A 25181-nucleotide genomic window follows, 5' to 3' on the forward strand; every position below is an offset into this window, starting at 1 on the left:
GCCGTGTCCACTCCAACCGGGAAAGCCATGTCCAACGAACAAAACCGCAGCTTCGGCGTCTTCAAGCCCGTGGGCCATGTGGTCATCTCGTTCCCCGATGCGGCGGCCGCCGCGCGGGCCGAGACCGCGTTGGCCACGCTGGGCCTACCGCCGGGCGCCGTGCGCCGCTACAGCGACCACGAGATGCTGGCGCAGATCGATGCCGACATCGCCAAGGCCAGCCCCATTGCCGCCATCGGCCAGGAGATGAACCTGATCCTGGCGCACCGCGAACTGGCCAAGCGCGGCTACCACTGGCTGGTGGTGGGCGCGGGCAGCGACGAGCAGGCGCGCGCCATCGCCGACACGTCGCGCGCGCATGGCGCCGAGCGTGCGCAGCATTACGGCCACTTCATCATCGAGGAGTTGATCGAGCGCGCCGACGACGAGGCCCAGGTCGCCGAATCGCCCGACCGCGGCCTGGATGCGCAGACGCCGTCCGGCAAGGAGGCCGAGCGCGCCGCATGAAAGAAGCCCCTCGTCCAGTCGCACGCGGCTGAACGCCGGTGCGCCTGGCCGATCCCCCGAGGGGATGGCGATGCTTGCGGCATTGAGCCGCAAGCACATCGCCTGAAGGGCCGGCATGGGAGCGGCCCGGCGCCCGGCCCTGAAATCAGGAGTAGCAGCCGATGAGCGATACCGACAACCCGGCCGTGCAGGCCGGCGCGCGCGAGCAGCCGGTGCAGTTGCCGACGCAGCATCTGGACGATGACGCGCAGGAGTCCGACCTCGAACTGGCGCCACGCTTCATGGCGCCGGACTACCGTGGCAGCGCCAAGCTGAAGGACTTCGTCGCGCTGATCACGGGCGGCGACTCGGGCATAGGCCGGGCCGTGGCCGTGCTGTTCGCGCGCGAGGGCGCGGATGTGGCGGTGGCCTACCACTCGTCCGACGATGACGCGCGCGAGACCTGTCGCCATGTCGAGGCCGAGGGCCGGCAATGCCTGCTGCTGCGCGGCGACGTGCGCAACAGCGCTTGGTGCGACAGCGCGGTGGCGCAGGTCATTGCGCGCTTCGGGCACCTCGACGTGCTGGTCAACAACGCCGCCTTCCAGGAGCATGTGGCGAACATCGAGGAGCTGGATGACGCGCACATCCACGCGACGCTTGATACCAATGTCGGCGGTTATCTGCGCATGGCGCGCGCGGCGGTGCCGCACCTGAAGCGCGGCGGCTCCATCATCAACACCGGCTCGGTGACGGGCTTGCGCGGCAGCGCGGCGCTGCTGGACTACTCGGCCACCAAGGGCGCCATCCATGCGCTGACCAAGTCGCTGGCCAGCAGCCTCATCGGGCGCGGCATCCGCGTCAACGCGGTGGCACCGGGGCCGGTGTGGACGCCGCTGAACCCGGCCGACGTGCCCGCCGACAAGGTCGCCAAGTTTGGTCGCGACACCGACATGGGCCGTGCCGCGCAGCCGGAGGAGCTGTCACCCGCGTACGTGTTCCTGGCCTCGCCCGTCTGTTCCGGCTACATCACCGGCATCGTGCTTCCGATCACTGGCAGCGTAGGCGCCATCTGATGCCCCTCGTCCAATCGCACGGCTCAACGCCGGCGCGCTTGGCCGGTCTTGCAGAGCGCGCTTCGGCATGCGCCTCAGCTCTTCGCCAGGCACGTCGAGCCCACTGGGCTCAACGTGTCCGAGCTCAGCCCCCGAGGGGACGGCGATGCTCGCGGCATCGAGCCGCGAGCACATCGCCAGATGGGCCGGCTTGGGAGCGGCCCGGCGCTTGGCCCAGTTAGTGCACTACGGCCGCGCATAGCGCGCGGCCGCTCAACGCGTCAGCTTGCAGCGGCGCGGGCCGCGTCGCGCAATGTGCGGATCTGCAGATGGTTGCGCTTCACGCCTTCGTACTGGCGCTCCACGACCAGGCGCACCTCGGGCGGCAGCGGTTCGTCCAGCGCCTTGCGGTAGGACGCCAGCGCGCTGTCCTCGCCACGCTCGGTTTCCTCGAGGATGGCCTTGTCGGTGTAGCCCGCCAGCGTGCCCTTTACCGCAACCCAGCCGCGGTGCATGGCGCCGGCGGCGGTGCCGCTGTCCTCGGCCTTGCCGCCCAGGCGGCCCACCAAACTCTGCAGTTCAACGGCGGCGCGGCGGCAATCTTCGGCCCGGGTCAGGAAGCTCTGCTTCAGCGCCGGATCGCCGATGTAGTCCGCCGAGGTGCGGAAGCCGTACTCGCCGTCCTTGCTGGTCTCGATGAGGTCGTTGAGGGTGTCGATGATGTCGTCGTTGCTCATGGCGTGCCTTTCACGAAGTGGGGGAGGGCGCCGCGCGGCCAAGCCGCGCTGGCGGGGCCACTCACAAGGGCATGCGGCGTGCCCGGGCCAGCGTGATCTGCAGCGCGGCCAGCAGCTCGGCGGGCGGGCAGGGCTTGCGCAGCACGACGAACTCGCCCTCGGTCATCACGGCATTGCTGTAGCCGGTGATCAGCACCACCGGCAGGCCCGGCCGCTGTTCGCGCAACCGGCGCGCCAGCGCCACGCCGTCCAGCGCGCCGGGCATGACGATGTCGCTGAGCACGATGTCGGGAATGGCGCCAGCGTCCAGCAACCGCAGTGCGGCCTCGGCGCGGCTGGCGCGCAGCACGCGGGCGCCCTGGCCGGCCAGCAGCGCGGCGGTCACGTCGCCCAGGCCCTCGTCGTCCTCCACCAGCATCACGGTCGCGCCGGCGATGCTTGACGGCGGCTCGCCGCTGGTGGGGCGGGCCGTGGCCGGTGTGTCTTGCGCCACCGGCAGCAGCAGCGACACCGTGGTGCCGACGCCCGGCGTGCTGGCCAGTGTGGCGGTGCCGCCGGCCTGCGTCGCGAAGCCGTGCACCTGGCTCAGGCCCAGGCCGCTGCCCTGGCCCACGGCCTTGGTCGTGAAGAAGGGCTCGAAGGCATGCTCCACCAGCTCCGGCGCCAGGCCCACGCCCTCGTCGCAGACGGCCAGCAGCACGTAGTCGCCCGGTGACAATTGCGGCAGGCCTTGCCGGTCCGCCTCGGTCGCGTTGCGGGCGCTCAGGCGCAGCTCACCCCCCTCAGGCATCGCATCGTGCGCGTTCAGCGCCAGGTTGACGAGTGCCAGTTCCAGCTCGCCGCTGTTCACGAGCACGGGACGCACATCGGGCGCCACGTCCAGCCGGATCTCGATGCCCCGACCCAGCACGCTGCGCATCAGCGCCTGCACCTCGGGCAGATAGTGCGCGAACGACAGCACCTGCACGCGCACCGGCCGCCGGCCCGCGAAGCGCAGCAGGTGCTGGGTCAGCTGGCTGCCCTTGTCGACGGCGCGCTGTGTGGCTGCCAGCGGCGTCTGCAGGTCGGCCGCGGCCGGGTGGCGCTGCATCAGATGCACGCTGTTGCTGATGACGCCCAGCAGGTTGTTGAACTCGTGCGCGACGCCGCCGGTCAGCCGGCCCAGCGCCTCGACGCGCTGGCTCTGAGCGCCGCGCTGCTCGATGGCGCGTGTGCGCTCCACGGCCTGCGCAATGCCTTGCTCAAGCTCGCCGCGCGACTGCGCCATGCGCTGGCTGGCCGAAACCAGCGCCGCGGCCACTTCGTCGGATTCGGCCATGCCGGTGTCCTGCACCGGCAGCGTGCGGCCGGCCTGCATGTCCTCCGCGGCGGCCTTGAGCATCAGCAGCGGCTGCTCGATGCGGCGCGCCACCCACAGCGCGCCGGCCACGGCCAGCGCCAGCAGCGCCAGTGCACCGGCCACGATGCGCACCACCTCGCTGGGCAGCCGGCCGGCGAACGTCTCGCGCGGCATGGCGGCGACATAGGTCCAACCCAGCGACGAGGTCTTGAAGTAGCCGGTGGTGGGCTGGGCGTCCAGCGAGTCGGCTTCGAACAAGCCCTCGCTGGCTGCGGCCATGTGGCGCCGCAGGTCGGAGCGGACTTCGCGGCCCACGTAGCTGGCGCCGCCCGGCTGACGCGCGACGACCAAGCCAGCGCTGTCCAGCACCGAGCCGATTGCGCCCGGGTCGGTATCGGTCTGCACGATGCGCTGCAACTCTTCGGGGCGCACGGTCACGGCCACGTTGTAGGTCAGCTGGCCGTTGCGCTGCACCGGCTCCACCCAGGCCGCGTACATCTCGCGACTGGTGCTGCTGACGGTGGCCAGCGGCTGCACGGCTGACACGGCACTGAGGCCCACCGGCGCGGGACCTTCGGTCAGGCTACCCTCGGGCAGGCGGGTACTGATCAGTACCCGGCCCGGCGCGCGCAGCTCGACCCAGCCGCCCATGCCCTGCAGCAGGCGTCGGGCCTGGCGCTCGAAGGCCAGGCGGCGCTCGGGATCCAGCGGGCCGTCCAACTCGGGCAACTGGGCCAGCACCTGCGCGATGGTGCCGCGCCGGGCCAGTTCGCCGTCCACCAGCTGCGACAGCGCGCGGGTGGTGTCGCGCAGGTTGGCCTCGTGGGCGTTGCGCTCGGCCTCGTAGGTGCTGAAGATCACCCACGCCAGGCCCAGCAGTCCGGGCAGCAGTACGGACAAGACCAGCATCAACAGGCGGGAACGCAGCGTGACGGGCATGGTGAGACGGGGCAGGTGCAGGCCGGCGAGTCGGGGACGTGACGATAAGGGAAGCAGTGTGAGGCGATGTGGCACGTGAGGCCTCTAGGTATAGCGCTTGCGTGATGGGGGCGCGGGCTTGACGGGACGGCGCAGCAGCATGCGCAGCGATGGCGGTGCCTCGCGGCGGTCGCCTTCCAGGAAGCAGCGCAGCAGCCGCAGGCCACGCATGCGGCGACTGACGCTGCGCAGCGCGATCAGCACCGGCACGGCAATCAGCGCGCCGGGGATGCCCCACAGCCAGCCCCAGAACATGACGGAAAGGAACACCGCCACCGGGCTCAGCATCAGCCGTCGGCCGACGATGAGCGGGCTGACGATGTTGGACTCCACGCCGTGGATGACGGCGAAGGCCAGCATCGGCGCGAGGATCTGCGAGGCGGAGTCGAAGGCGCTGATACCGGCCAGCAGCAGCAGCGCGGCCAGCGCCATCGGGCCGATGTAGGGCACGAAGCAGAACACGGCCGTCAGCACGCCCCACATGATGGGGTTGGGCAGGCCCAGCGCCCACAGCGTGAGGCCCATGATGCAGCCCACCGTGCCGTTGACGACGCCCACCACGGCCAGCCAGTGCGCGATCTCGCGCTGCGCGGTGCGCAGGCCACCCAGCAGCAGCGCGCGCGTGCGCTGCCGCGGCACGGCCTCCACGATGCGCCGCAGCACCCAGTGCTCGGAGGCCAGCAGGAAGTACAGCAGGATGACGGTGGCCGTGGCCGACACGGCCAGCGCGAGGCTGCGCGTCAGCACGATGCCGGTCAGCGCGAAGCCTTCGGTGGCGAGCTTCTCGCGCAGCGGGTCGGGCGCTGTGACAGTGCTGCGGCCTGCGCGTGTCGGCGGGCGCATGCCGGGGATGGTCGCGCGCAGCTTGTCCAGCCGGTCCAGCAACTGGGCGGCGGTGGTGGGCGCCGCCTCCCACCACGCCGCGGCCGGCCGGGCCAGGCTCATGGCCAGCGGCACGGTGCTGCCCAGCAGCGCGACGACGATGACCAGCGCCCCCAGCATCTCCGGCACGCCGCGGCGGCGCAGCCAGCGCACGGCGGGCGCCAGCGCCAGTGTCAGCAGCACCGCGATCAGCACCGGCGCCAGCAGCGGCCGCGCCTCGCGCACGGCAAACACCAGTGCGATCAGCAGCAGCCCGCGCAAGGCCCAGTTGCGTGGTGTTGTTTGCGATGCCTGTATCGATGCCATTTCTTGTTCTTGTGTTGGTGTTGTGTTCACGGTCCGAGCGCCGGCCCGCTCCCAAGCCGGCCCGCAGGGCGACGTGCATGCGGCTCAATGCCGCATGCATCGCCATCCCCTCGGGGATCGCCTGGCGCGCCGGCGTTCCGCCCGGCGCGCCAGGCGAGGGGCTTCAGTTCGCCGGCCTGACGATGATGTTGTTGCGGACCTCCTTCACGTCCGGCGTGGCGCGCGCAATCTGCGCGGCGCGGTCCTTCTCGGCCTGCGTGGTGGCGAAGCCGGACAGCTGCACGGTGCCGTTCAGCGTCTCGACCTGGATGCGCATCGCGCTGACCTGGGCGTCTTCGGCAAAGCGGGCCTTCACGCGGGTGGCGACGGTGGCGTCGTCGACGTATTGGCCGACGGTGCTCTGGCCGCTGGTGACGGCGCAACCGGTGGTGGCGAGCGCCGCGACGGCGATCAGGGAGGCGGCGAGGATGTGTTTCATGAGGGTTCTCCGGCGATGCGAAAGGCTCGCGGAGGGCTTAGGGCAAGCGATGTGCCCGCCTGCCGCGAATCGTCACGCTCGGTTGCATCTGGCAGGGTTTACCGACCGACGCGGCCGGCCGGACGCCGGGTCGGTAAATCCTGCGGGTGCGGCTTGTCAGGCGGGTGTAGCCCAACCTGGGGGGATGGCCGGGAGGGCGCATCAACACGCGGTTCTCGCCCGCGGTTTCGCCATGCGGCACCTGCGGGCATGGACGTTGCGTAGTGCCGGGGATGAGCCGCGCGAGGGGCAACGCGGCCGTCGATACAGGAGTTGCCGTCGTGAATTCGCTAGACCTGCGGGCCGACCACCGCCAGAGCCAGACGCTGTCCCCGCGCCTGCAGCACGCCGTTCGCCTGCTGCAGATGTCGTCGCTGGACTTTGCCGCCATGCTGCGCGACACGGCGGGGCGCAATCCCTTTCTCGAAGTCGAGGACGGCGAGGTGCCGCCGGAGCCCATGTCGGGCGAGGCGCCGGCCGTGCCTGCCGCGGGCCTGGAGGCCGACACGGCCGAGGGCGCGGCCGAGCTGTCCCTGCCGGCGGGGGACCTCACCGGCCCGGCCGACGGCGGCGACCGTGATCTGTGGGCGGCCGACACCGGCGCTGGCCAGCGCCGGCCCGAGGACGGCGAACTGGAGGCCATGGCGCTGATGGCCGTCGAGACCTCGCTGACCGCCCACCTGCACGGCCAGCTGAACGTGATGCCGCTGACCGGGCGCGATCGTGCGCTGGCGGGCATGGTGGTCGAGTCGCTGGACGACGACGGCTATTTGCGCACGCCGCTGGAAGAACTGCTTGCCGTGACCGGCCTGGACCCGCTGCCGGAATTGCAGGAAATGCAGATCGCGTTGAAGCTGGTGCAGTCGCTGGACCCGGCCGGCGTGGGTGCCCGCGACGTGGGCGAATGCCTGCTGCTGCAGCTGCCGGCCATTGACTGCGAGGCGACCCGGGCGCTGGCGCGCGCCATCGTCACCGAGCACCTGCCCGCACTGGCCGCGCGCGACACGGCCGCGCTGGCGCGGGCGCTGGGCGAGAGCCCCGCGCGCGTGGAGGCTGTGTGCGACCGCATCCGCCGCCTGGACCCGCGGCCGGGCTGGCGCTTCGGCGCGTCCGACGTCGCCTACGTGGTGCCCGACGTCATCGTGAAGAAGGTGCGCGGCGAATGGAGCGTGCAGCTCAATCCGGCCATCGTGCCGCGGCTGCGGCTCAACGAGGTCTACGCCAAGCTGTTCCAGCGCCACCGGTCGACCGCCAACGTGGAGCTGGGCGAGCACCTGCAGGAGGCACGCTGGACGCTGCGCAACGTGGAGCAGCGCTTTTCCACCATCCTCGACGTGGCCGAGGCCATCGTGCGGCGCCAGCATGCTTTCCTGGACTACGGCACGATGGCGATGAAGCCACTGGGGTTGAAGGAGATCGCCGACGAGGTGGGCATCCACGAGAGCACGGTCTCGCGCGTGACCAACAACAAATACATGGCCACGCCGGTGGGTGTGCTGGAGCTGAAGTACTTCTTCAGCCGCGCGATGGTCAGCGCCAACGGCAGCGCCTGCTCCGGCACGGCGATACGCGGCCTTGTCAAGGACATCATCGAGGCCGAGAAGCCCGAGGCGCCGCTGTCGGACGCCGAGATCACCCGCCAGCTCGCCGCGCAGGGCCTGGTGGTGGCGCGGCGCACCGTCACCAAGTACCGGCAGATGCTGAAGATCGACGCGGTGGAGCGGCGCCGGCGCGTGGCCTGACGCGGGCACGGGCCTTGCCGCCGCACCACCATGATGGATAGTGACCCCACCCCTCTGCAGGGCCTGGCCACCGGCACCGGGCCCGCCACCCGCGTGGCCACGACGTTGGCGCTGGTGCTGCTGGTGCTGGGCGGCTTCAACTGGGCGCTGGTGGGCCTGTTCCACATCGACTTCATCGCCGAGCTGTTCGGTGCCATGTCGCTGATGGCCCGGCTGCTCTACATCGCGATCGGCCTGGCTGCGTTGTATGCGTTGACTTTGCTGGCGCGGCTGGGCTGGCCTTGACGCCCCGCCGCGGGGCATCATGCGGCTGGCGGATGAGATGGGCGACGTGATGGACCCGGGCGATGTCGAGAGCGTGCTGCATGAGCGCACGGCCACGCTGCAGGCGCTGCTGCACGGTGTGCGCGACTACGCCATCTACACGATCAGCGAGGAAGGGCGCATCAACTCCTGGCACCGCGGTGCCCAGCTGCTGAAGGGCTACACGGCCGAAGAGGCGGTGGGCATGCCATTCGCGGCGCTGTTCACTGCCGAGGATCAGGCCCGTGGCCAGCCCGCGCTGGAGCTGAAGGTGGCGGCCCAGACCGGCGAGTACAAGGGCGAGGGCTGGCGCGTGCGCCGGGACGGCAGCCTCTTCGAGGTGGCTGTCGTGCTGACCGCGCTGCGTGGCCCGCGCGGCGAGTTGCTGGGCTTCCTGAAGCTGACACAGGACATCACCGCACGGCGCGCTGCCGAGCGTGCCCGCGAGGATGCGCTGCGCGCATCGCAGCTGGCCCGCATCGAGGCGGAGCGCGCCAGCCAGTCCAAGGGCGAGTTCCTGGCCACGCTGTCGCATGAATTGCGCACGCCGCTGTCCGCCATCCTGGGCTGGGCGCAGGTGCTGGAGCGCGGCAGCTTCGACGCCGACACGCTGCAGCACGGCCTGGAGGCGATTTCGCGCAACGCGCGCCAGCAGGTGCGCCTCATCGAGGACCTGCTGGACATGACGCGTATCGAGTCCGGCCAGCTGCGGCTGGACCTGCAGCGCATCGAGCTGGACGGCGTCATCGCCGCCGCCATCGAGACCGCGCTGCCGACGGCCACGGCGCGGGGGCTGATGCTGCGCACCGCCTTCGGCGCAGCTGCCGTCAATGTCATGGGCGATGCCGCCCGGCTGCAGCAGGTGCTGTCCAACCTGCTGGGCAACGCGATCAAGTTCACGCCGCGCGGCGGCAGTGTGGACGTGTCACTGCAGCGCAGCGACGGCCATGCGCTCATCACGGTCAGCGACACGGGGCAGGGCATACAGCCGGAGTTCCTATCGCGGGTCTTCCAGCGTTTCCAGCAGCAGGACGGCAGCACGACCCGGCGCCATGGTGGCCTGGGCATAGGGCTGGCCATCGTGCGCCAGCTGGTGCTGCTGCATGGCGGCAGCGTGCAGGCGCACAGCGACGGGCCGGGCCTGGGGGCGAGCTTCACGCTGCGCCTGCCCGTGCTGGGCGACGCCGTCGAAGGGCTGCCGGCCCGTGCCGGGGTGGGTGCGCCCACGGCCTCCAGCCTGCAAGGGCTGCACGTGTTGCTGGTGGACGACGAGGCCGACGTGCGCGCCGTCACCGCGCTCGTGCTTCAAGGGGCCGGTGCACGCGTGACACTGGCAGCGACGGCCGAGGAGGGGCTGCAACTGCTGCGCGAGCGGCCGCCTGCGGTGCTGCTCAGCGACATTGGCATGCCCGGGCGCGATGGCTACGACCTGATCCGCGACGTGCGTGCGTTGCCGGCCGAATCCGGTGGCCGCGTGCCCGCTGCCGCCTTCACGGCGTTCGCTGGGCGCGACGACCGCGAACGGGCGCTGCACGCGGGCTACCAGCTGCACCTGGCCAAGCCCGTGGCGGCCGACGAGCTGGTGACCGCGGTGGCCCAGCTCGCCGCCGTACGTTAGGGCCTGTTAGCACTACGGGAGCAGGCCGCGTTGCGGCCAGAAGGCCCGCGAGCAAGGCGTAAACCGGAGCCGGGTTGAACACCCGGCGAGGATTTGCAACGCCGTGCGCGGGCCTTCTGGCCGCAACCCGAAGGGAAGGCCATCCGCCAGGGGCCACTCGGCGTTGCACCGCTTGCCCGCATATCAATGCGGGCGGCGCGCTGCGCCTTGATTGGCCCCTGGCGGATGGCCTTCGCGGCCTACTCCCGTAGTGTTAACAGGCCCTTAGTTGAACAGCAGGTAGACGACCAGCAGCACGATGCCGGGAACACCCAGAAGCCATGCGAGGAGGTACTTGCCCATGATGAGTCTCCTTGGAGGGTTGGCGATGGTTGAAGCATGGCCGCGCCGGCTTCGGCAGGGCAGCAGACGGCGCCCGCAACCCGCGTAGGAAGACGGCTTGCACCGGATGCCGCCGTGGCGTCGCCCGTAGGACTCGGCCCACCGGCGCGCAAGGCCTGTGCCGGTGCCGCGCGCAACGCCGCGTCGCTAACCTGCAATCAACCCGTCAGGCATCCCGCCGGGGCATCGCAAAGGAGTAGCGACGATGAACACCGACCAGATCAAGGGCAGCATCAAGGACGCGGCCGGCAAGGCGCAGCGCAAGCTGGGCGAAGCCGTGGGCAGCACCGAGCACCAGGTCAAGGGCGCGGCCCGACAGGCCGAAGGCAAGGCGCAGAAGGCCGTGGGCAACATGAAGGAGACCTTCAAGGACGTCCACGCGACGACGCGCAAGATCTGACCGACCGCCACGGTTCGCAAGCCGCCCGCCGGGCGGCTTTTTCGTTGCGGGTAGGACGGGGATGACAGCCTGCTGCGGCCGGTGACGACAGGCCCGGGTCACGCAGGCAGCGAGGATGCCGGCACTTCTTGCAAGCCAGGAGACGTCATGTCCACCCACTCCCATCTGCCCCGCCGCGCGGGCGTCGTAGCCCTCGCCGCCGCGCTGACCCTCGCCGCCGGTTGTTCTTCCATGAGTGAACGCGAGCGCGGCACCGCCCAGGGCGCGGGTATTGGCGCCGTGGCCGGTGCCGTCATCGGCTCGGCCACCGGCGGCAATGCCGGCCGCAGCGCCGCCATCGGTGGCGTCGTCGGCGCCGTGGCCGGCAACCTGTGGTCCAAGCGCATGGAAGACAAGCGCGAGGCGCTGGCGCGCGCCAGCCAGGGCACCGGCGTCGAGGTCGCGCGCACGGAAGACAACCGCCTGAAGCTCAACGTGCCCAGCGACGTGTCCTTCGACACCGGCCGAGCCGACATCAAGCCGCAGATGCGTCCGGTGCTGGACGAGATCAGCCGCAATCTGGACCCCAGCGTGCGCGTGACCATCGTGGGCCACACCGACAGCACCGGCAGTGACGCGATCAACGATCCGCTGTCGCGTGACCGTGCCGAGGCCGTGCGCGACTACCTGAGCGCGCGTGGCCTGGCGCCGTCGCGCATGTCGGTGACGGGCCGGGGCTCCCACGAGCCGGTGGCCAGCAACGACAGCGAGTCCGGCCGCGCGGCGAACCGGCGCGTGGAGATCTTCCTGTCCGAGCAGAACGCTTCGGGTTGAGTCCCGGGCACGCCGATTGCCCTTTGGTGGGTCATGAACTGGATGCAGCGCCCCGTGGATGTCAGCGTGGTCGTGCCGGCTTGCTGGCCGCCCGCGCGGCTGGCCTGCCGCCTGGCGGCGTTGCGGGCGCAGACGTTGGATCCGCGGTGCTACGAGATCCTGGTCGTGGACCCGGGCCGGGACGACACGCTGCGTCGCCTGGTCCGTGGCCTGGCCGGGCGCACGGGCCTGCCGCGCATCCGCTATCTGCGGGCCAAGGCCGCTCCGGGAAGTTCGGGCGTGCGCGAGGCAGGACTGAGGGCCGCGCAGGCGCCCGTGGTGGCCTTTGCCGACCGCGCCCCCTTGCGCGAGGACTGGCTGCGCCAGGGCCTGGCGCAGTTGCTGCTGCAACCCGGCTGCGGCATGGTGGACGCCCTGATCTGGCGCCAGGCGCTGGAGCGGCCACGCCGCGCGCCCGGCCGCCGCCGCTTCTTCGATGTGTTGCCGCCGCGGCGTGCGGCCCGCGCTGATGAAGCCGCGCCGCCGCCATGGGCGATGCAACTGGTGGTCGCGCTGGGCCTGCTGTCGGTGGGGCTGGCGCTGGCTTCGTGGCTTGAAGCCTCGCTGGTGTGCCTGCTAGCGACCTTGCTGCTGACGGTCGGGCTGGCATCGCGCCGCTGCCGGGCTGCATTCCGGGCCCTGGCCGCGCGATGGCGCCCGGCACCCGAGATGGCCAGCGACTGAGCCGGCGGACAAAGAAGAAGGGCCTGATCTTTCGATCAGGCCCTTTTTTGATTCTGGTGCCGGCAAGAGGAGTCGAACCCCCGACCTTCGCATTACGAATGCGCTGCTCTACCAACTGAGCTATGCCGGCCTCAAGGCGAAGGCTGTTGCCTGCGCGTCAAGCCCGCCATTATAGCGGGATTTTTCAGGCCGTCTCGCGATGGTAGGCCGCGATGCGTTCGACCTCGTTTTTGGAGCCCAGCGCCACGGCCACGCGCTCGTGCAGCTTGGTGGGGTGCAGGTCCATGATGCGCTCGCTGCCGTTGACGGCGGCGCCGCCGGCCTGTTCGATGAGGAAGGCCATGGGGTTGGCTTCGTACATCAGGCGTAGCTTGCCCGGCTTGTCGGGTTCGCGCTGGTCCCAGGGGTAGAGGAAAACGCCGCCGCGGGTCAGGATGCGGTGCACGTCGGCTACCATGCTGGCCACCCAGCGCATGTTGAAGTCCTTAGCCCTAGGACCGGTGGAGCCGGCCAGGCATTCGTCGATGTAGCGCGTCACCGGCGGCGCCCAGTGGCGCATGTTGGACATGTTGATCGCGAACTCCTTGGTGTCGTCCGGGATCTTGACCTCGTCCTGCGTCAGCACCCAGGAGCCGGTCTCGCGGTCCAGCGTGAACATCGCGACGCCGTCGCCCACGGTCAGCACCAGCATGCTCTGCGGGCCGTAGACGCAGTAGCCGGCGGCCGCCTGCTGCTTGCCGGGCTGCAGGAAGTCTTCCTCCGACACGCCGCGCGAATGGCCCACCTTGCGCAGCACGCTGAAGATGGTGCCGATGGACACGTTGACGTCGATGTTGGACGAGCCGTCCAGCGGATCGAACAGCAGCAGGTATTCGCCCTGAGGGTAGCGGTTGGGCACCACGTAGATGCTGTCCATCTCCTCGCTGGCCATGGCGGCGAGATGACCCCCCCATTCATTGGCCTCGATCAGCACCTCGTTGGCGATGATGTCCAGCTTCTTCTGCACTTCGCCCTGCACGTTCTCGCTGCCGGCGGTGCCCAGCACGCCGCCCAGGGCGCCCTTGTTGACGGCGATGGCGATGCGCTTGCAGGCGCGCGCGACCACCTCGATCAGCAGCCGAAGCTCCTGCGGGATGTGGCCGTGCTCGCGTTGCTGCTCGATGAGGTATTGGGTCAGGCTGGTCTGGCGGGACATACTGCTTAGGCTCCTTGGACTCCAGAGGCGAGGGCGCGTTCGACGATTTCGCGCACGTCGGTGGACAGATCGGGCTTGGCGGCCACGCGGGCCACGGCTTCACGGGCGGCCGTGCGGTAGGGCTCGGCCAGCACCGCCCAGCGGTCCATCGCGCGGGCGACGCGGCTGGCCAGTTGTGGGTTGATGGCGTCGATGGCCAGCACCTGCTCGGCCCAGAATACATAGCCGGCTGCGTCGGCACGATGAAAAGCGGCCGGGTTGAACATGCACAGCGACGCAAGCAAGCTGCGTGCGCGGTTGGGGTTCTTCAGCGTGAAGTCGGCATGCTTGGTCAGCGCCTTGGCGCGTGCGAACACGCGGCCGTCGACCTCGGGTGCACGGGCCTGCAGCGAGAACCACTTGTCGATGACCAGCGCGTCGTCCTTGAACAGCGCATGGAAGCGCTCCAGCGCCGGCGCGGCCAGCTCGGCGCCGGCGTTGACCAGCGCGGCCAGCGCGCCCAGGCGGTCCGTCATGTTGGACGCGTCCTTGAAGCGCTGGTAGGCCTTGCCCGGCCACACGGTGTCGCCCGTGGCTTGTGCGTCCAGCACCAGCATGGACAGCGCCAGGTTGGCCAGCGCACGCTTGCCGGACGAGACCGGGTCGGGCGTGTAGCCGCCGGCGATCTGGTTGGCCTCGAAGGCGGCGATCCAGTCGTCGCGCAGCGCGGCGGCCAGTTGCTGCTGGGCGGCCATCACGGCGGCGTGGATGGCCTGCGGGTCCACCACGTCCAGCTGTTCGGCGATGTAGGCCTCGCCCGGCAACGTCAGCGCCAGTTCCTTGAACGCGGGGTCCAGGTCGGCATGGTTCAGTACGCCGCGCATGGCCTCGATGAAGGCGTTGCTGAGCTGCAGCGGCTGGCCGGCACGCAGTGCGTGCAGGATGCGGTTCAGCGCCAGGCGCTGGCCGGCTTCCCAGCGGTTGAACGGGTCGCTGTCGTGGCGCATCAGCACCAGCAGCGCGGCATCCGAAAGGCCGTCGTCCAGCACCACCGGCGCCGAGAAGCCGCGCAGCAGCGACGGCACGGGTTCGCTGTCGATGTTCTCGAACACGACGGTCTGCTCGGCCTGGTCCAGTACCAGCACCTGTTCGGTGTCGCCGTTGGCGTTCAGCGGCAGGGCGACGCCATGGCGGTCCAGCAGGCCCATGACGATGGGCACGACCTGTGGCTGCTTGTCGGTCTGGCCCGGCGTGGCCGGCGTCTGCTGGCTCAGGCGCAGCGTGTAGGTGCGCGCGGCGGCATCATGCTCGCCGTGCGCCTTCACGCGCGGCGTGCCGGCCTGCGAGTACCAGCGCTTGAACGCATCCAGGCGGGTGGTCAGCGGCGAGTCCGGGTTGGCATCGGCGATGGCCTGCGCGAAGTCGTCGCAGGTCACGGCCTGGCCGTCGTGGCGCTCGAAGTACAGCTTCATGCCGGCCTCGAAGCCGGTGCGGCCCACCAGCGTCTGGTACATGCGGACGACTTCCGAGCCCTTCTCGTAGACGGTGGCCGTGTAGAAGTTGTTGATCTCGCTGTAGCTGTCGGGGCGCACCGGGTGGGCCATGGCGCCGCTGTCCTCGGGGAACTGCAGCGCGCGCAGCTGGCGCACGTCCTGGATGCGGCAGACGGCGCGGGCCGATGGCGTGCCGGCCATGTCCATGCTGAATTCCTGGTCGCGGAAGACGGTCAGGCCTTCCTTCAGCGACAGCTGGAACCAGTCGCGGCAGGTCACGCGGTTGCCGGTCCAGTTGTGGAAATACTCGTGCGCGACGATGGACTCGATGCGCGCGAAGTCGGCGTCCGTCGCCGTGGCGGGTGAGGCGAGCAGGGCGGCCGTGTTGAAGATGTTCAGGCCCTTGTTCTCCATCGCGCCCATGTTGAAGTCGGACACGCCGACCACCATGAAGCGCTCCAGGTCCAGCGGCAGGCCGAAGCGGGCCTCGTCCCAGACCATGGACGCGATGAGGCTGTTCATCGCGTGCTCGGTCTTCTCCAGGTCACCGCGGCGCACGTAGACCTGCAGCAGGTGGTCCTTGCCGGCGCGGGTGCGCACGCGCTGTTCGCGCGCGACGAGGTCGCCGGCGACGACGGCGAACAGGTAGCTGGGCTTGGGGAAGGGGTCGTTCCAGACGGCGAAGTGGCGGCCGTTGTCGAGGTCGCCGCTGTCCACCAGGTTGCCGTTGGCCAGCAGGATGGGGAAGCGGGCCTTGTCGGCGCGCAGCGTGACCGTGTAGACCGCCATCACGTCCGGGCGGTCCAGGAAATAGGTGATGCGGCGGAAGCCTTCGGCCTCGCACTGTGTGAAGAAGCTGCCGCCCGAGGTGTACAGGCCCGACAGCGCGGTGTTCTTCTCGGGGCAGGTGGTGTTGCGGATCTCGAACGCGAAGTCCTCGTCCGGCGGGTTGTCGATGACCAGCTCGGCGCCTTCCTGGCGGAAGGACACGCCCGCGCCGTTGATCAGCACGCGCAGCAGGTTCAGCTCCTCGCCGTGCAGGCGCAGCGGGCCGTGCGGCACGGCGCGGTTGCGCTCGACCTGCATCTTGCTGGTGACGATGGTCTTGGCCGGGTCGAGGTCAAAGGTCAGGTCGACCTTGCGGATCCAGAAGGGCGGCTGCTGGTAGTCCAGGCGCTGGATCAGGGGGGCGGTGCCTTCACGCATGAGGGGCTTCCTTGGGTGTCGGAAATAGAGAGGGCCGCCGCAGCGGCCCTGGATGGCTTAGATGCCCTGCTTGAGCGACTCGGTGATGAACTGGTCGAGATCCCCGTCCAGCACCTTCTGCGTCGCCGAGGTCTCGTAGTTGGTGCGCAGGTCCTTGATGCGGCTCTGGTCCAGCACGTAGGAGCGGATCTGGTGGCCCCAGCCGACATCGGTTTTGGTGTCTTCCAGCTTCTGCTGTTCTTCCATGCGCTTCTTCATCTCATGGTCATACAGCCGCGAGCGCAGGCGGCGCCAGGCGACGTCGCGGTTGCTGTGCTGGCTGCGGCCATCCTGGCACTGCACGACGATGCCGGTCGGGATGTGCGTCAGGCGCACGGCCGAGTCGGTCTTGTTGATGTGCTGGCCACCGGCGCCCGAGGCGCGGAAGGTGTCGGTGCGCACGTCGGCCGGGTTGATGTCGATCTCGATGGAGTCGTCCACCTCCGGGTAGACGAACAGCGACGCGAACGACGTGTGGCGGCCGCCGGAGCTGTCGAAAGGCGACTTGCGCACCAGGCGGTGCACGCCGGTCTCGGTGCGCAGCAGGCCGAAGGCGTACTCGCCTTCCACCTTGATGGTGGCGCTCTTGATGCCGGCGACGTCGCCGGGCGACTCGTCTTCCATCGTCGTCTTGAAGCCCTTGCGCTCGCAGTACTTCAGGTACTGGCGCAGCAGCATGCCGGCCCAGTCGTTGGCCTCGGTGCCGCCGGCGCCGGCCTGGATGTCGATGAAGCAGTTGCTCGGGTCGGCCGGGTTGTTGAACATGCGGCGGAACTCGAGTTCCTCGACCTTGGCCTGCAGCGTGGCCGCGTCGGCTTCGATGGCCAGCATGCCGGGCTCGTCGCCTTCTTCCTTGCTCATCTCGAACAGCTCGGCGTTGTCCGCCAGTGAGCTGGTGAGATGGGTAATGGTCTCGACGACCGTCTCGAGCTGGCGCTTTTCCTTGCCCAGCTCTTGCGCGCGCTTGGGGTCGTTCCAGACGTTGGGGTTCTCCAGCGCGGCGTTGACTTCGTTCAGGCGCAGTGCTTTGCGATCGAAGTCAAAGATACCCCCTTAGCGCGTCGGTGCGCGCTGAGAGGTCGGCCAGGGAATTGCCGATTTGGTTGATGTGTTCGATGTCCATGACGGATCGGGTCGTTTTGGCAAAACGGCGATTTTCTCATGGGGAGCAGGCAAACTCCGGGCCGCCGGGGTCCGGCCGCCGCGGGCGGCGCCTGGTGGGAGAAACAAGCACATGCGATCCATGCCCTCCTGGCGTGCACTGGCCCACACGGCCTTGCTGGCCGCCAGCCTGGCCAGCGCCGCCGCGCAGGCCGATACGCCCGCCGCCCCCGTCGCGGCCAAGAAGCCCAAGGACGTCAGCGTCCATGGCGACCGCCGCATCGACGACTATTTTTGGCTGCGCGACAAGGACCACGCCGAGGTGCAGGCGCACCTGAAGGCCGAGGCGGCCTACGCGGACGCCTGGTTCAAGCCGCATGCCGCGGCCGAGGCCAAGCTGTTCGAGGAAATGAAGGGCCGCGTGCAGCAGCGCGACCAGGCCGTGCCGCAGCGCCAGGGCGCCTGGTGGTACGGCAGCCGCATCGACGTGGGCCAGCAATACCCGGTGTTCTTCCGCCGCGCGGCCCAGGGCCCCGACCGTCTGGATGACCCCGAGGCACCCGAGCAGGTCATGCTGGACCTGAACGAGCTGGCCAAGACGCGCAAGTTCGTCAATCTGAACGGCATGTCGGTCAGCCCCGACGACAAGCTGCTGGCCTACGGCGTGGACGCCACCGGCGCGCGCGACTTCGAGCTGCATGTGCGCGACATCGCGAGCGGCGAGGACCGTGTCATCGCGACGACGCCGCACGCCGACATGTTCGTCTGGGCGGCCGACGGCAAGACGCTGTTCTACGTGCGCCACAACGAAGCGCGCCGTTCGCACCAGCTGTGGCGCCACCAACTGGGCAGCGACAAGGACCAGCTGGTGCACGAGGAGCCCGACGAGCTGTTTAACCTGATGTTGTCCAAATCGCTGGACGGCCGTACGCTGATGCTGGGCACGCGCTCCAAGGACACGATGGACTGGCGCGTGCTGCCGGCCAACCGGCCCGAAGCCCAATGGCGCGAGGTGTTGCCGCGCAAGGTGGGCCAGGAGTACGCCGTCACGCCGTTCGGCAACGAGCTGCTGCTGCGCGTCAACGACCGCGGCGTGAACTTCCGGCTGCTGCGGCTGCCGCTGAAGCCCGGCAAGGGGGCGCTGTATGCCACCAAGGACCTGGCGCGAGCGCGCGAGCTGATCGCGCATCGCAGCGATGCGATGGTGGAGCAGGTGGCCGCGTTCAAGACCCATGCGGTCGCGCAGATCCGCGAGGGTGGATCTGTCAAGCTGCGCATCTTCCCGCTGGCCGGTGGTGCGTCGCGCGAGGTGGCGTTCCAGGAGCTGGCCTACAACGCCGTGCTGGCCGGTCAGCGCGAGTTCGACGCACCGCGCGTGCGCTTCGCCTACAACTCGCTGACCACGCCCGCCTCCACCTACGAGGCCGACCTCGCCACCGGCAAGCTGGAGCTGCTGAAGGTGGCACCCGTGCAGGGCGGCTATGACGCCAGCCTCTATGCCAGCGAACGCCTGTGGGTGAAAGCGGCCGACGGCACGCAGGTGCCCGTCAGCCTGGTCTGGCGCAAGGACAAGCGCAAGAACGGCCCGCAGCCCCTGCTGCTGTACGGCTATGGCAGCTACGGCCATCCCAGCGACCCGCGCTTCGCCAGCCCGCGCCTGTCGCTGCTGGACCGCGGTGCGATCTACGCGATCGCCCACATCCGCGGCGGTGGCGACCTGGGCCGCCAGTGGTACCTGGACGGCAAGCTCGGCAAGAAGGTGAACACCTTCACCGACTTCGTCGCCTGCGCCGAGGCACTGGTGGCCAAGGGCTACACGCAGCCCAGCCAGCTCATCATCCACGGCGGCAGCGCCGGCGGCCTGCTGGTGGGCGCGGCCACCAACCTGCGGCCCGACCTCTACAAGGCCGTCGTCGCGCAGGTGCCGTTCGTCGACGTCATCAACACCATGCTGGACGCCACGCTGCCGCTGACCACCGAGGAATACATCGAGTGGGGCAACCCCAACAAGGCGGCCGAGTACGCGTGGATGCGCGCCTACAGCCCCTATGACAACCTGAAGCCGGTGGTCTACCCAGCCGTGCTGGCCAAGACGGCCATCAACGACAGCCAGGTGCCGTACTGGGAGGCCGCCAAGTACGTGGCCAAGCTGCGCGAGCTGAACCTGGGCAAGGCGCCGGTGCTGTTCGACATCAACATGACGGCCGGCCACGGCGGTGCGTCGGGCCGCTTCGACGCCTTGCGCGAAACCGCTCGCACCTACGCGTTCATGCTGCAGCAATGGGGTCTTTTGGAATGATCTCCCCGGCCGGCCGCAGCGATTACTGGCGCCGCGCGCGGCGCCTGACGGTGTGGTTGCTGCTGGCCTGGGGCGTCGTCGCGTTCGCGCCGGTGTGGTTTGCGCGCGAGCTCAGCGTGGAGGTGTTCGGCTGGCCGCTGGCGTTCTGGCTCGCGTCGCAGGGCGCGCTGCTGGGCTTCTGCGCCATCGTCATCGTCTACGCGCGAGCGATGGCGCGGCTGGAGGCCGAAGTGGACGTCAGCGAGCCTCCGACCTGAACAGCCGCAGCACCTCGGCCTCGCCGACATGGCGGGCGTAGGTGGCCTGCACCCAGCCCTCGCGGCGCAGTGCGTCGAGGTGGCGTTGCAGGATCTGGGAGGCCGGATAGCCCAGCTCCGAGATGCCCACGCGGTACTCGCGCGCGCACTGCGCGGCGGCCGGCAGCGCGGCCATCGCCAGCAGCAGCGCGAGCAGGCGACGCTTCATGGGGCGTCCAGGAAGCCTTCCAGCGCAGCGGCCAGCGCCTCGGGCTGGTCGTGGTGCAGCATGTGGCCGGCGTCGTTCAGCACCGTGCGGGCAAGACGTGGCACCACGGCCAGCCGCCCCTCGAAATCCTCGCGCGTGTAGCGGCCGCCCCAGAAGCGCTGCAGCTGCTCGTCGCTGCCCTCAACCCACAGCGTGGGCGCCGTGATGCGCTGCCAGCAGGCCAGCACCTCGGCCTTGCGGTACAGCACCGGGTTGGCCAGCTTGTGAGCCGGGTCGGCGTTCAGCTGGAAGCCCTCCGGCGTCTCGCGCGCCCAGTGCTGCGCCAGCCAGGCGGCCTTGTCGGCGGTCAGCCGTGGGTTGTTGCGGCGCAGCCGCTCGGCCACGTCGGCCAGCGTGGCGTAGGGGCGCAGCGAGGGCGCCTCCTTCAGCTCGTCCAGCCAGCGGGCCAGGCGCTCGGGCGCCGCGGCGGGCGCCACGTCGGGCATGCCGAAGCCCTCCAGGTTGACGAGGCGGCGGATGCGCCCGGGCCGCACGCCCGCATAGCTCATCGCGACATTGCCGCCCATGCTGTGGCCCACAAGGTCCACCGGTGCGCCGGGGCTGAGCAGGTCCAGCAGCGCGTCCAGGTCGCCCAGGTAGTCGGGGAACCAGTAGCAGTCGGCCCCTGTCGTCTCGCTGAGGCCGAAGCCGCGCCAGTCCAGCGCGATGACTTCGCGCTCGCCGCGCATCGCGTCGACGACGAACTGGAACGACGCGCCCACGTCCATCCAGCCGTGCAGCATCACCAGCGGTGGCCGGCCGGCGCAGGCTTCGCCCCAACGCAGGAGGTGATGCCGCAAGCCACGAAGGCTGACGAAATCGCTGCGATGGAGGCGATGAGGCGTGTAGACATCGGGCATATCCGCACTGTAGGACAGCGGGGTCCGCTGACAATGGGGTCATATGCCTGCCGCCCCACACGACATCCGCGCCGCCGAGCCGCGCGACCTGAACGCCCTTGTCCAGCTCATCAGCGAATTGGCCGAGTTCGAGAATCTGACGCACCTGCTGGAGGTTTCGCCCGAGCGGCTGGCGCCGCATCTGTTCGGTGACGAGCCGGCCGCCGAGTGCCTGGTGGGCGAGATCGACGGCGAGGTCGTGGCCTTCGCGCTGTTCTACAAGAACTTCTCGACCTTCCTGTCCAAGCCGGGGCTGTACCTGGAAGACCTGTACGTGCGCCCGGCCCACCGCCGCACGGGGCTGGGCAAGGCGCTGCTGATCCAGCTGGCCCAGCTGGCCTGCGAGCGCGGCTACGGCCGCTTCGACTGGACCGTGCTGGACTGGAACGAAGACGCCATCCGCTTCTACGAGAAGCTCGGCGCCGAGGTGCTGCCCGACTGGCGCATCTGCCGCCTGACCGGCGACGCGCTGGAGCGCTATGCCGACGGCGATCGCCCCAGCATGTGGTCGCCCTCGGCCTGGCTGGGCATCTGACGCCCGCGCCGCAGCCATGCGGCTCAAGCACGCGCAGTTCTACGGTCGCTTCGACACGCGGTGCGACGTTGCCGGCTTCAGCCTCGCGCGGCTGACCGCGCAGATACCGGCGCACCAGGTGGCGCCGCACGAACACCAGGACGGGCATTTCATCGTCGTGCTGGCGGGCCGCTACCGCAGCAGTGCGCGCGGCGTGGACAGCCTGATGGGCCCGGGCGACGTGCTGTGGAATCCGCCCGGCACCCACCATCAGGACCGCTTCGCCGGCGACGGCGGCCGCTTCCTGGCGCTGAGCCTGGGCGCCCAGCAGGCCGCCGCGCTGGCGCTGCAGGACGGCGGCGCCCGCCGCCTGGAGGCGGCCGCCCAGCGGATGGCGCAAGACCTGGCCCGCCAGCCGTTCGCGTTGGACCTGGGCGGCCTGCTGCTGCTGGAGGAGCGTTGCCGCCAGCTCTGCGCGCTGAGCCCCGTGCGTCCGCCGCCTGCCGACCGCGCCGCGCGCGACACGCATGAGCCCGTCTGGCTGCGCCGCTGCATGGAGCAGCTGGTGGACGAGTGCGAGCAGCCGCTGCGGCTGGCTGAACTCGCTGCGCAGGCGGGTGTGCACCCGGTATCGCTGTCGCGCGCGTTCCGCCGCCATTACGGCATCGCGCCGGGCCAGCTGCAGCGGCGCGCGCTGCTGAACCGCGCCGCGCGCCGGCTGCTGGACGGCCAGCCCGTGGCCGACGTGGCCGCCCAGCTGGGCTTTGCGGACCAGAGCCATTTCACGCGGCTGTTTCGCGCCGAGTACCGCTGCACGCCGGCCGCCTGGGCCGCCGGGTTCAAAACGTTCTAGACCCGCAACGGCTGGCGGGCGAGCATGGGGCATGAGATCCCTGCTGTCCTTGCTGACCCTGGCGCTGCTGTCCTCATCCGCAGCCGCGCTCGATGAAGACCGCGCCGCACTGGAGGCGCTGCCCGGCGCCACCAGCGTGCTGCTGCAGCGCGGCGGGCGCGTGCTGGCCGAGCACTATGCGCGCGGTGCCGATGCCACCACGCTGCATGACACGAGGTCAGTCGGCAAGTCGGTCACCTCGCTGCTGGTGGCCGCCGCGGTGCAGGACGGCCTGCTCAGCCGCGACACGCCCGTATTCGCCGCCTTCGACGCCGAGCGACCCATCGCCCACGACGGCCCGGCCAAGCAGGCGATCACGGTGGGCGACCTGCTGGGCATGTCGTCCGCGCTGGACTGCGACGACAACCAGGAAGCCAGCCCCGGCAACGAGGAGAACATGTACCCGCAGCCGCGCTGGCTGCGCTGGGCGCTGGACCTACCCACCCGCGCGCTGCCGCCGGGCGAGATCCCCTGGGCCTACTGCACCGCCGGCACCTTGCTGCTGGGCCAGCTGCTGGAGCGGCGCGTGCCCGGCGGGCTGGAGGCTTATGCGCGCCGGCGGCTGTTCGAGCCGCTGGGCATCACGGCCGTGCAATGGCACCGCTCGCCGGCCGGCGAGACCATGACGGGCGGCGGCCTGCGCCTGCGCACGCGCGACTGGGCCGCGCTGATGCGGATGCTGCAACTGCGCGGCGGCGGCGTGCTGGCACCTGCGCAGGTCGACGCGCTGCTGACCGTGCGCCGCACCACGCCCTACGGCATGGACTACGGCGAGCTGTTCTGGCGCCGCGACTACGAATTGCGCTGCGGCCGCTTCAGCGGCTGGCAGATGTCCGGCAACGGCGGCAACCTGGTCGTGCTGCTGCCGGCGCTGGACGCCGTCGTCGCGCTGACCCGCACGCACTACAACCAGCGCGGCATGCATCAGCAGAGCGCGGCCTTCATGGCGGCGCTGCTGGAGCGCCACGTTTGTGACAGCTTGCCGAAGGCCGACACCCCGGGCTAGCCCTGAGTTCAGGCGGGAGCCGGCTGGCTAGCATCAGCGCCCTTTCGTCGATTCCGAGGGCACCCCGATGGCCGCAGACCGCTACGAGGCCCTGCACGCCGCCTTCCGCTGGCAGGTGCCCGCCGATTTCAACATCGCCGAGGCCTGCTGCGGCCGCTGGGCACGTGACACGCCCAAGGCCACCGCGGTCTATTTCGACAGCGAAAGCGGCTGCCGCGCGCAGTACAGCTATGCGCAGCTGCAGCGGGCCGCCAACCGGCTGTCCAACGCGCTGCTGAACCAGGGCGTGCGCCGCGGCCACCGCGTGGCCATCGTGTTGCCGCAGCGCTTCGAGACGGCGGTGGCCCACGTCGCCATCCAGCAGATCGGCGCGGTCGCGATGCCGTTGTCGCTGCTGTTCGGCGCCGAGGCGCTGGAGTACCGGCTGCAGGACAGCGGCGCCGTGCTGGCCATCGCGGCCTGCGACGCCTTGCCCGCGCTGCGCGAGGCGCGCGGGCGCTGCCCGGCGCTGCGGCGCGTCATCGTCGTCGGCGAGTGCCCGGTGGACTGCGACGAGCTGCCGTGGATGGAGGCGCTGCAGGCCGAGGAGGCGCGCTTCCAGCGCGTGGTGACGCGCGCCGACGACCCGGCCATCCTGATCTACACCAGCGGCACCACCGGCAACCCCAAGGGCGCGCTGATCCCGCAGCGCGCGCTGGTCGGCAACCTCAGCGGCTTCATCGCCAGCCAGAACTGGTTCGGCTTCGATCCCTTCCACATCGAGCGGCCTAGCGACGCGGTGTTCTGGAGCCCCGCCGACTGGGCCTGGACCGGCGGCCTGATGGATGCGCTGCTGCCCACGCTGTACTTCGGCCGGCCCATCGTGGCCTACCAGGGCCGCTTCTCGGCGGCCAAGGCCTTCGAGCTGATGGCCGGCTATGGCGTCACGCACGCCTTCCTGTTCCCCACGGCGCTGAAGGCCATGATGAAGGCCGAACCCAACCCCAGCCGCCACGGCCTGAAGCTGCAGGCCCTGATGAGCGCGGGCGAGGCCGTCGGCGACGCGGTGTTCGGCTGGTGCCGCGACGCCTTGGGCGTGCCGGTCAACGAGATGTTCGGCCAGACCGAGATGAACTATGTGGTGGGCAACTGCCAGGCGCTGTGGCCGGCCCGGCCGGGCAGCATGGGCCGCGCCTATCCCGGCCACCGCGTGGCCGTCATTGACGACGACGGCCACGAGTGCGCGCCCGGCCAGGTCGGCGAGGTGGCCGTGCACGCGCGCGACCGCCATGGCGCGCCCGATCCGGTGTTCTTCCTGGGCTATTGGAACAACGAGGCCGCGACGCAGGCCAAGTTCACCGGCAGCCCCGCCGACAGCTGGTGCCGCACCGGCGACCTCGCGCGCATGGATGCCGACGGCACGCTCTGGTACGAGGGCCGCGCCGACGACGTGTTCAAGAGCGCCGGCTACCGCATCGGCCCCGGCGAGATCGAGAACTGCCTGCTGAAGCACGAGGCCGTGGCGAACGCCGCGGTGGTGCCCAAGCCCGACGCCGAGCGCGGCGCGCTGGTCAAGGCCTATGTGGTGCTGGCCGACGGCCATGCGGGCGACGCCGCGCTGGTGGAAGCACTGCAGGCGCATGTGAAGGCGCGGCTGGCGCCCTACGAGTACCCCAAGGAGATCGAGTTCATCGCCGCGCTGCCGATGACGACAACCGGCAAGGTGCAGCGGCGCGTGCTGCGGCTGCAGGAACAGCAGCGCGCGGCTCAGGCCGCCTGAGTCTGCCGTGGCGGC

The 25181-nt window shown here is 70.2% G+C and carries 23 protein-coding genes and 1 tRNA gene; 14 read left to right on the top strand and 10 right to left on the bottom strand.

The annotated features are described in order from the left end of the window. The first annotated feature begins 27 nt into the window (after window positions 1–27). Window positions 28–507: a hypothetical protein gene (locus J2X21_RS01940; RefSeq protein ID WP_310324197.1), complete on the top strand. Its 480-nt coding sequence runs from the start codon at window positions 28–30 to the stop codon at window positions 505–507. Window positions 508–668: 161 nt separating this feature from the next. Next, entirely contained in the window at window positions 669–1562 is an 894-nt protein-coding gene (locus J2X21_RS01945) for an SDR family oxidoreductase (protein WP_310324200.1), read from the top strand. A gap of 260 nt (window positions 1563–1822) precedes the next feature. Here the strand turns inward: J2X21_RS01945 and J2X21_RS01950 are convergent, their stop codons facing one another. From J2X21_RS01950 to J2X21_RS01965, 4 genes are all read right to left on the bottom strand, one after another. Next, a complete protein-coding gene (locus J2X21_RS01950; protein WP_310324202.1) occupies window positions 1823–2278 on the bottom strand; it encodes a PA2169 family four-helix-bundle protein in 456 nt (151 codons plus the stop codon). Window positions 2279–2339: 61 nt separating this feature from the next. Then, window positions 2340–4556: an ATP-binding protein gene (locus J2X21_RS01955; protein ID WP_310324204.1), complete on the bottom strand. Its 2217-nt coding sequence runs from the start codon at window positions 4554–4556 to the stop codon at window positions 2340–2342. An 84-nt stretch (window positions 4557–4640) separates the two neighbouring features. Further along, window positions 4641–5783, bottom strand: coding sequence for an AI-2E family transporter (locus J2X21_RS01960; protein WP_310324206.1), 1143 nt, complete (start codon window positions 5781–5783; stop codon window positions 4641–4643). Between the two features lie 163 nt (window positions 5784–5946). Next, window positions 5947–6261, bottom strand: a complete 315-nt coding sequence (locus tag J2X21_RS01965) for a BON domain-containing protein (RefSeq protein ID WP_310324208.1) — start codon at window positions 6259–6261, stop codon at window positions 5947–5949. A gap of 320 nt (window positions 6262–6581) precedes the next feature. Between J2X21_RS01965 and rpoN the strand changes: the two genes are divergently transcribed. The 6 genes from rpoN to J2X21_RS01995 all read left to right on the top strand — a co-directional run bounded on the left by rpoN (window position 6582) and on the right by J2X21_RS01995 (window position 12280). Then, entirely contained in the window at window positions 6582–8042 is a 1461-nt protein-coding gene (gene rpoN / locus J2X21_RS01970) for an RNA polymerase factor sigma-54 (RefSeq protein WP_310324211.1), read from the top strand. A 30-nt stretch (window positions 8043–8072) separates the two neighbouring features. Beyond that, complete coding sequence (locus J2X21_RS01975) at window positions 8073–8327, top strand: DUF378 domain-containing protein (protein ID WP_310324214.1); 255 nt, start codon at window positions 8073–8075, stop codon at window positions 8325–8327. 19 nt (window positions 8328–8346) lie between these two features. Further along, window positions 8347–9963 (top strand): ATP-binding response regulator, encoded by a 1617-nt coding sequence (locus J2X21_RS01980; protein ID WP_310324216.1) that lies wholly within the window; start codon window positions 8347–8349, stop codon window positions 9961–9963. Window positions 9964–10549: 586 nt separating this feature from the next. Beyond that, window positions 10550–10744: a CsbD family protein gene (locus J2X21_RS01985; RefSeq protein ID WP_310324219.1), complete on the top strand. Its 195-nt coding sequence runs from the start codon at window positions 10550–10552 to the stop codon at window positions 10742–10744. A 147-nt stretch (window positions 10745–10891) separates the two neighbouring features. Then, complete coding sequence (locus J2X21_RS01990) at window positions 10892–11557, top strand: YiaD family glycine zipper/OmpA-like lipoprotein (protein ID WP_310324221.1); 666 nt, start codon at window positions 10892–10894, stop codon at window positions 11555–11557. A gap of 33 nt (window positions 11558–11590) precedes the next feature. Further along, the gene (locus J2X21_RS01995) at window positions 11591–12280 is read left to right on the top strand and encodes a glycosyltransferase family 2 protein (RefSeq protein ID WP_310324224.1); all 690 of its coding nucleotides are present in this window, start codon (window positions 11591–11593) and stop codon (window positions 12278–12280) included. A gap of 54 nt (window positions 12281–12334) precedes the next feature. On the opposite strand, the gene J2X21_RS02000 is transcribed toward J2X21_RS01995, so the two are convergent. From J2X21_RS02000 to prfB, 4 genes are all read right to left on the bottom strand, one after another. Then, window positions 12335–12410: transfer RNA gene (locus J2X21_RS02000), tRNA-Thr, on the bottom strand. 54 nt (window positions 12411–12464) lie between these two features. Next, window positions 12465–13475 carry a class 1 fructose-bisphosphatase gene (locus tag J2X21_RS02005; RefSeq protein ID WP_310324227.1) on the bottom strand — a complete coding sequence of 337 codons (1011 nt, stop codon included), beginning with the start codon at window positions 13473–13475 and terminating at the stop codon, window positions 12465–12467. A gap of 5 nt (window positions 13476–13480) precedes the next feature. Further along, window positions 13481–16153 carry an aminopeptidase N gene (pepN, locus tag J2X21_RS02010; protein WP_310324230.1) on the bottom strand — a complete coding sequence of 891 codons (2673 nt, stop codon included), beginning with the start codon at window positions 16151–16153 and terminating at the stop codon, window positions 13481–13483. Window positions 16154–16210: 57 nt separating this feature from the next. Then, a protein-coding gene (prfB, locus tag J2X21_RS02015) for a peptide chain release factor 2 (RefSeq protein WP_310324232.1) occupies window positions 16211–17315 on the bottom strand; the annotation gives its coding sequence in 2 pieces (ribosomal slippage) (window positions 16211–17233 and window positions 17235–17315; 1104 coding nt in all). 120 nt (window positions 17316–17435) lie between these two features. On the opposite strand from prfB, the gene J2X21_RS02020 reads away from it, so the two are divergent. Together J2X21_RS02020 and J2X21_RS02025 are read left to right on the top strand one after the other, a co-directional pair. Then, window positions 17436–19592 (top strand): S9 family peptidase, encoded by a 2157-nt coding sequence (locus J2X21_RS02020; protein WP_310324234.1) that lies wholly within the window; start codon window positions 17436–17438, stop codon window positions 19590–19592. Next, window positions 19589–19849 (top strand): DUF4212 domain-containing protein, encoded by a 261-nt coding sequence (locus J2X21_RS02025; protein WP_310324236.1) that lies wholly within the window; start codon window positions 19589–19591, stop codon window positions 19847–19849. Before J2X21_RS02020 ends, J2X21_RS02025 begins: the two co-directional genes overlap by 4 nt. Here J2X21_RS02025 and J2X21_RS02030 read toward each other — a convergent pair. Further along, window positions 19830–20057 carry a hypothetical protein gene (locus J2X21_RS02030; protein WP_310324239.1) on the bottom strand — a complete coding sequence of 76 codons (228 nt, stop codon included), beginning with the start codon at window positions 20055–20057 and terminating at the stop codon, window positions 19830–19832. The genes J2X21_RS02025 and J2X21_RS02030 overlap by 20 nt on opposite strands. After that, on the bottom strand, window positions 20054–20956 hold the full coding sequence (locus tag J2X21_RS02035) for an alpha/beta fold hydrolase (RefSeq protein WP_404666554.1): 903 nt from the start codon (window positions 20954–20956) through the stop codon (window positions 20054–20056). The genes J2X21_RS02030 and J2X21_RS02035 overlap by 4 nt, the downstream gene beginning before the upstream one ends. 43 nt (window positions 20957–20999) lie before the next feature. Here J2X21_RS02035 and J2X21_RS02040 point away from each other — a divergent pair, with 43 nt between their 5' ends. The 4 genes from J2X21_RS02040 (at window position 21000) to J2X21_RS02055 (ending at window position 25166) form a co-directional block, all read left to right on the top strand. Then, window positions 21000–21530 carry a GNAT family N-acetyltransferase gene (locus J2X21_RS02040; RefSeq protein ID WP_310324243.1) on the top strand — a complete coding sequence of 177 codons (531 nt, stop codon included), beginning with the start codon at window positions 21000–21002 and terminating at the stop codon, window positions 21528–21530. 16 nt (window positions 21531–21546) lie between these two features. Further along, on the top strand, window positions 21547–22362 hold the full coding sequence (locus J2X21_RS02045; protein ID WP_310324245.1) for a helix-turn-helix transcriptional regulator: 816 nt from the start codon (window positions 21547–21549) through the stop codon (window positions 22360–22362). A gap of 31 nt (window positions 22363–22393) precedes the next feature. Continuing rightward, window positions 22394–23407 carry a serine hydrolase domain-containing protein gene (locus J2X21_RS02050; protein ID WP_310324246.1) on the top strand — a complete coding sequence of 338 codons (1014 nt, stop codon included), beginning with the start codon at window positions 22394–22396 and terminating at the stop codon, window positions 23405–23407. A 67-nt stretch (window positions 23408–23474) separates the two neighbouring features. Beyond that, entirely contained in the window at window positions 23475–25166 is a 1692-nt protein-coding gene (locus J2X21_RS02055) for an acetate--CoA ligase (RefSeq protein ID WP_310324247.1), read from the top strand. The last annotated feature ends 15 nt before the right edge of the window (window positions 25167–25181 follow it).

Source organism: Roseateles asaccharophilus (genome assembly GCF_031458115.1).
GTDB classification, from domain to species: Bacteria; Pseudomonadota; Gammaproteobacteria; order Burkholderiales; family Burkholderiaceae_C; genus Pelomonas; species Pelomonas asaccharophilus_A.

Bases quoted from the DNA above. Each gene is read 5' to 3' on its own strand.
- J2X21_RS02035 (WP_404666554.1), bottom strand. From the start codon at position 20,956: ATGCCCGATGTCTACACGCCTCATCGCCTCCATCGCAGCGATTTCGTC.
- J2X21_RS02045 (WP_310324245.1), top strand. From the start codon at position 21,547: ATGCGGCTCAAGCACGCGCAGTTCTACGGTCGCTTCGACACGCGGTGC.
- J2X21_RS02005 (WP_310324227.1), bottom strand. From the start codon at position 13,475: ATGTCCCGCCAGACCAGCCTGACCCAATACCTCATCGAGCAGCAACGC.
- J2X21_RS02030 (WP_310324239.1), bottom strand. From the start codon at position 20,057: ATGAAGCGTCGCCTGCTCGCGCTGCTGCTGGCGATGGCCGCGCTGCCG.
- J2X21_RS02055 (WP_310324247.1), top strand. From the start codon at position 23,475: ATGGCCGCAGACCGCTACGAGGCCCTGCACGCCGCCTTCCGCTGGCAG.
- J2X21_RS01990 (WP_310324221.1), top strand. From the start codon at position 10,892: ATGTCCACCCACTCCCATCTGCCCCGCCGCGCGGGCGTCGTAGCCCTC.
- J2X21_RS01985 (WP_310324219.1), top strand. From the start codon at position 10,550: ATGAACACCGACCAGATCAAGGGCAGCATCAAGGACGCGGCCGGCAAG.
- pepN (WP_310324230.1), bottom strand. From the start codon at position 16,153: ATGCGTGAAGGCACCGCCCCCCTGATCCAGCGCCTGGACTACCAGCAG.
- J2X21_RS02050 (WP_310324246.1), top strand. From the start codon at position 22,394: ATGAGATCCCTGCTGTCCTTGCTGACCCTGGCGCTGCTGTCCTCATCC.
- J2X21_RS02020 (WP_310324234.1), top strand. From the start codon at position 17,436: ATGCCCTCCTGGCGTGCACTGGCCCACACGGCCTTGCTGGCCGCCAGC.
- J2X21_RS01945 (WP_310324200.1), top strand. From the start codon at position 669: ATGAGCGATACCGACAACCCGGCCGTGCAGGCCGGCGCGCGCGAGCAG.
- J2X21_RS01980 (WP_310324216.1), top strand. From the start codon at position 8,347: ATGCGGCTGGCGGATGAGATGGGCGACGTGATGGACCCGGGCGATGTC.
- J2X21_RS01995 (WP_310324224.1), top strand. From the start codon at position 11,591: ATGAACTGGATGCAGCGCCCCGTGGATGTCAGCGTGGTCGTGCCGGCT.
- J2X21_RS01950 (WP_310324202.1), bottom strand. From the start codon at position 2,278: ATGAGCAACGACGACATCATCGACACCCTCAACGACCTCATCGAGACC.
- J2X21_RS01955 (WP_310324204.1), bottom strand. From the start codon at position 4,556: ATGCCCGTCACGCTGCGTTCCCGCCTGTTGATGCTGGTCTTGTCCGTA.
- J2X21_RS02025 (WP_310324236.1), top strand. From the start codon at position 19,589: ATGATCTCCCCGGCCGGCCGCAGCGATTACTGGCGCCGCGCGCGGCGC.
- J2X21_RS02040 (WP_310324243.1), top strand. From the start codon at position 21,000: ATGCCTGCCGCCCCACACGACATCCGCGCCGCCGAGCCGCGCGACCTG.
- J2X21_RS01975 (WP_310324214.1), top strand. From the start codon at position 8,073: ATGATGGATAGTGACCCCACCCCTCTGCAGGGCCTGGCCACCGGCACC.
- J2X21_RS01940 (WP_310324197.1), top strand. From the start codon at position 28: ATGTCCAACGAACAAAACCGCAGCTTCGGCGTCTTCAAGCCCGTGGGC.
- J2X21_RS01960 (WP_310324206.1), bottom strand. From the start codon at position 5,783: ATGGCATCGATACAGGCATCGCAAACAACACCACGCAACTGGGCCTTG.
- J2X21_RS01965 (WP_310324208.1), bottom strand. From the start codon at position 6,261: ATGAAACACATCCTCGCCGCCTCCCTGATCGCCGTCGCGGCGCTCGCC.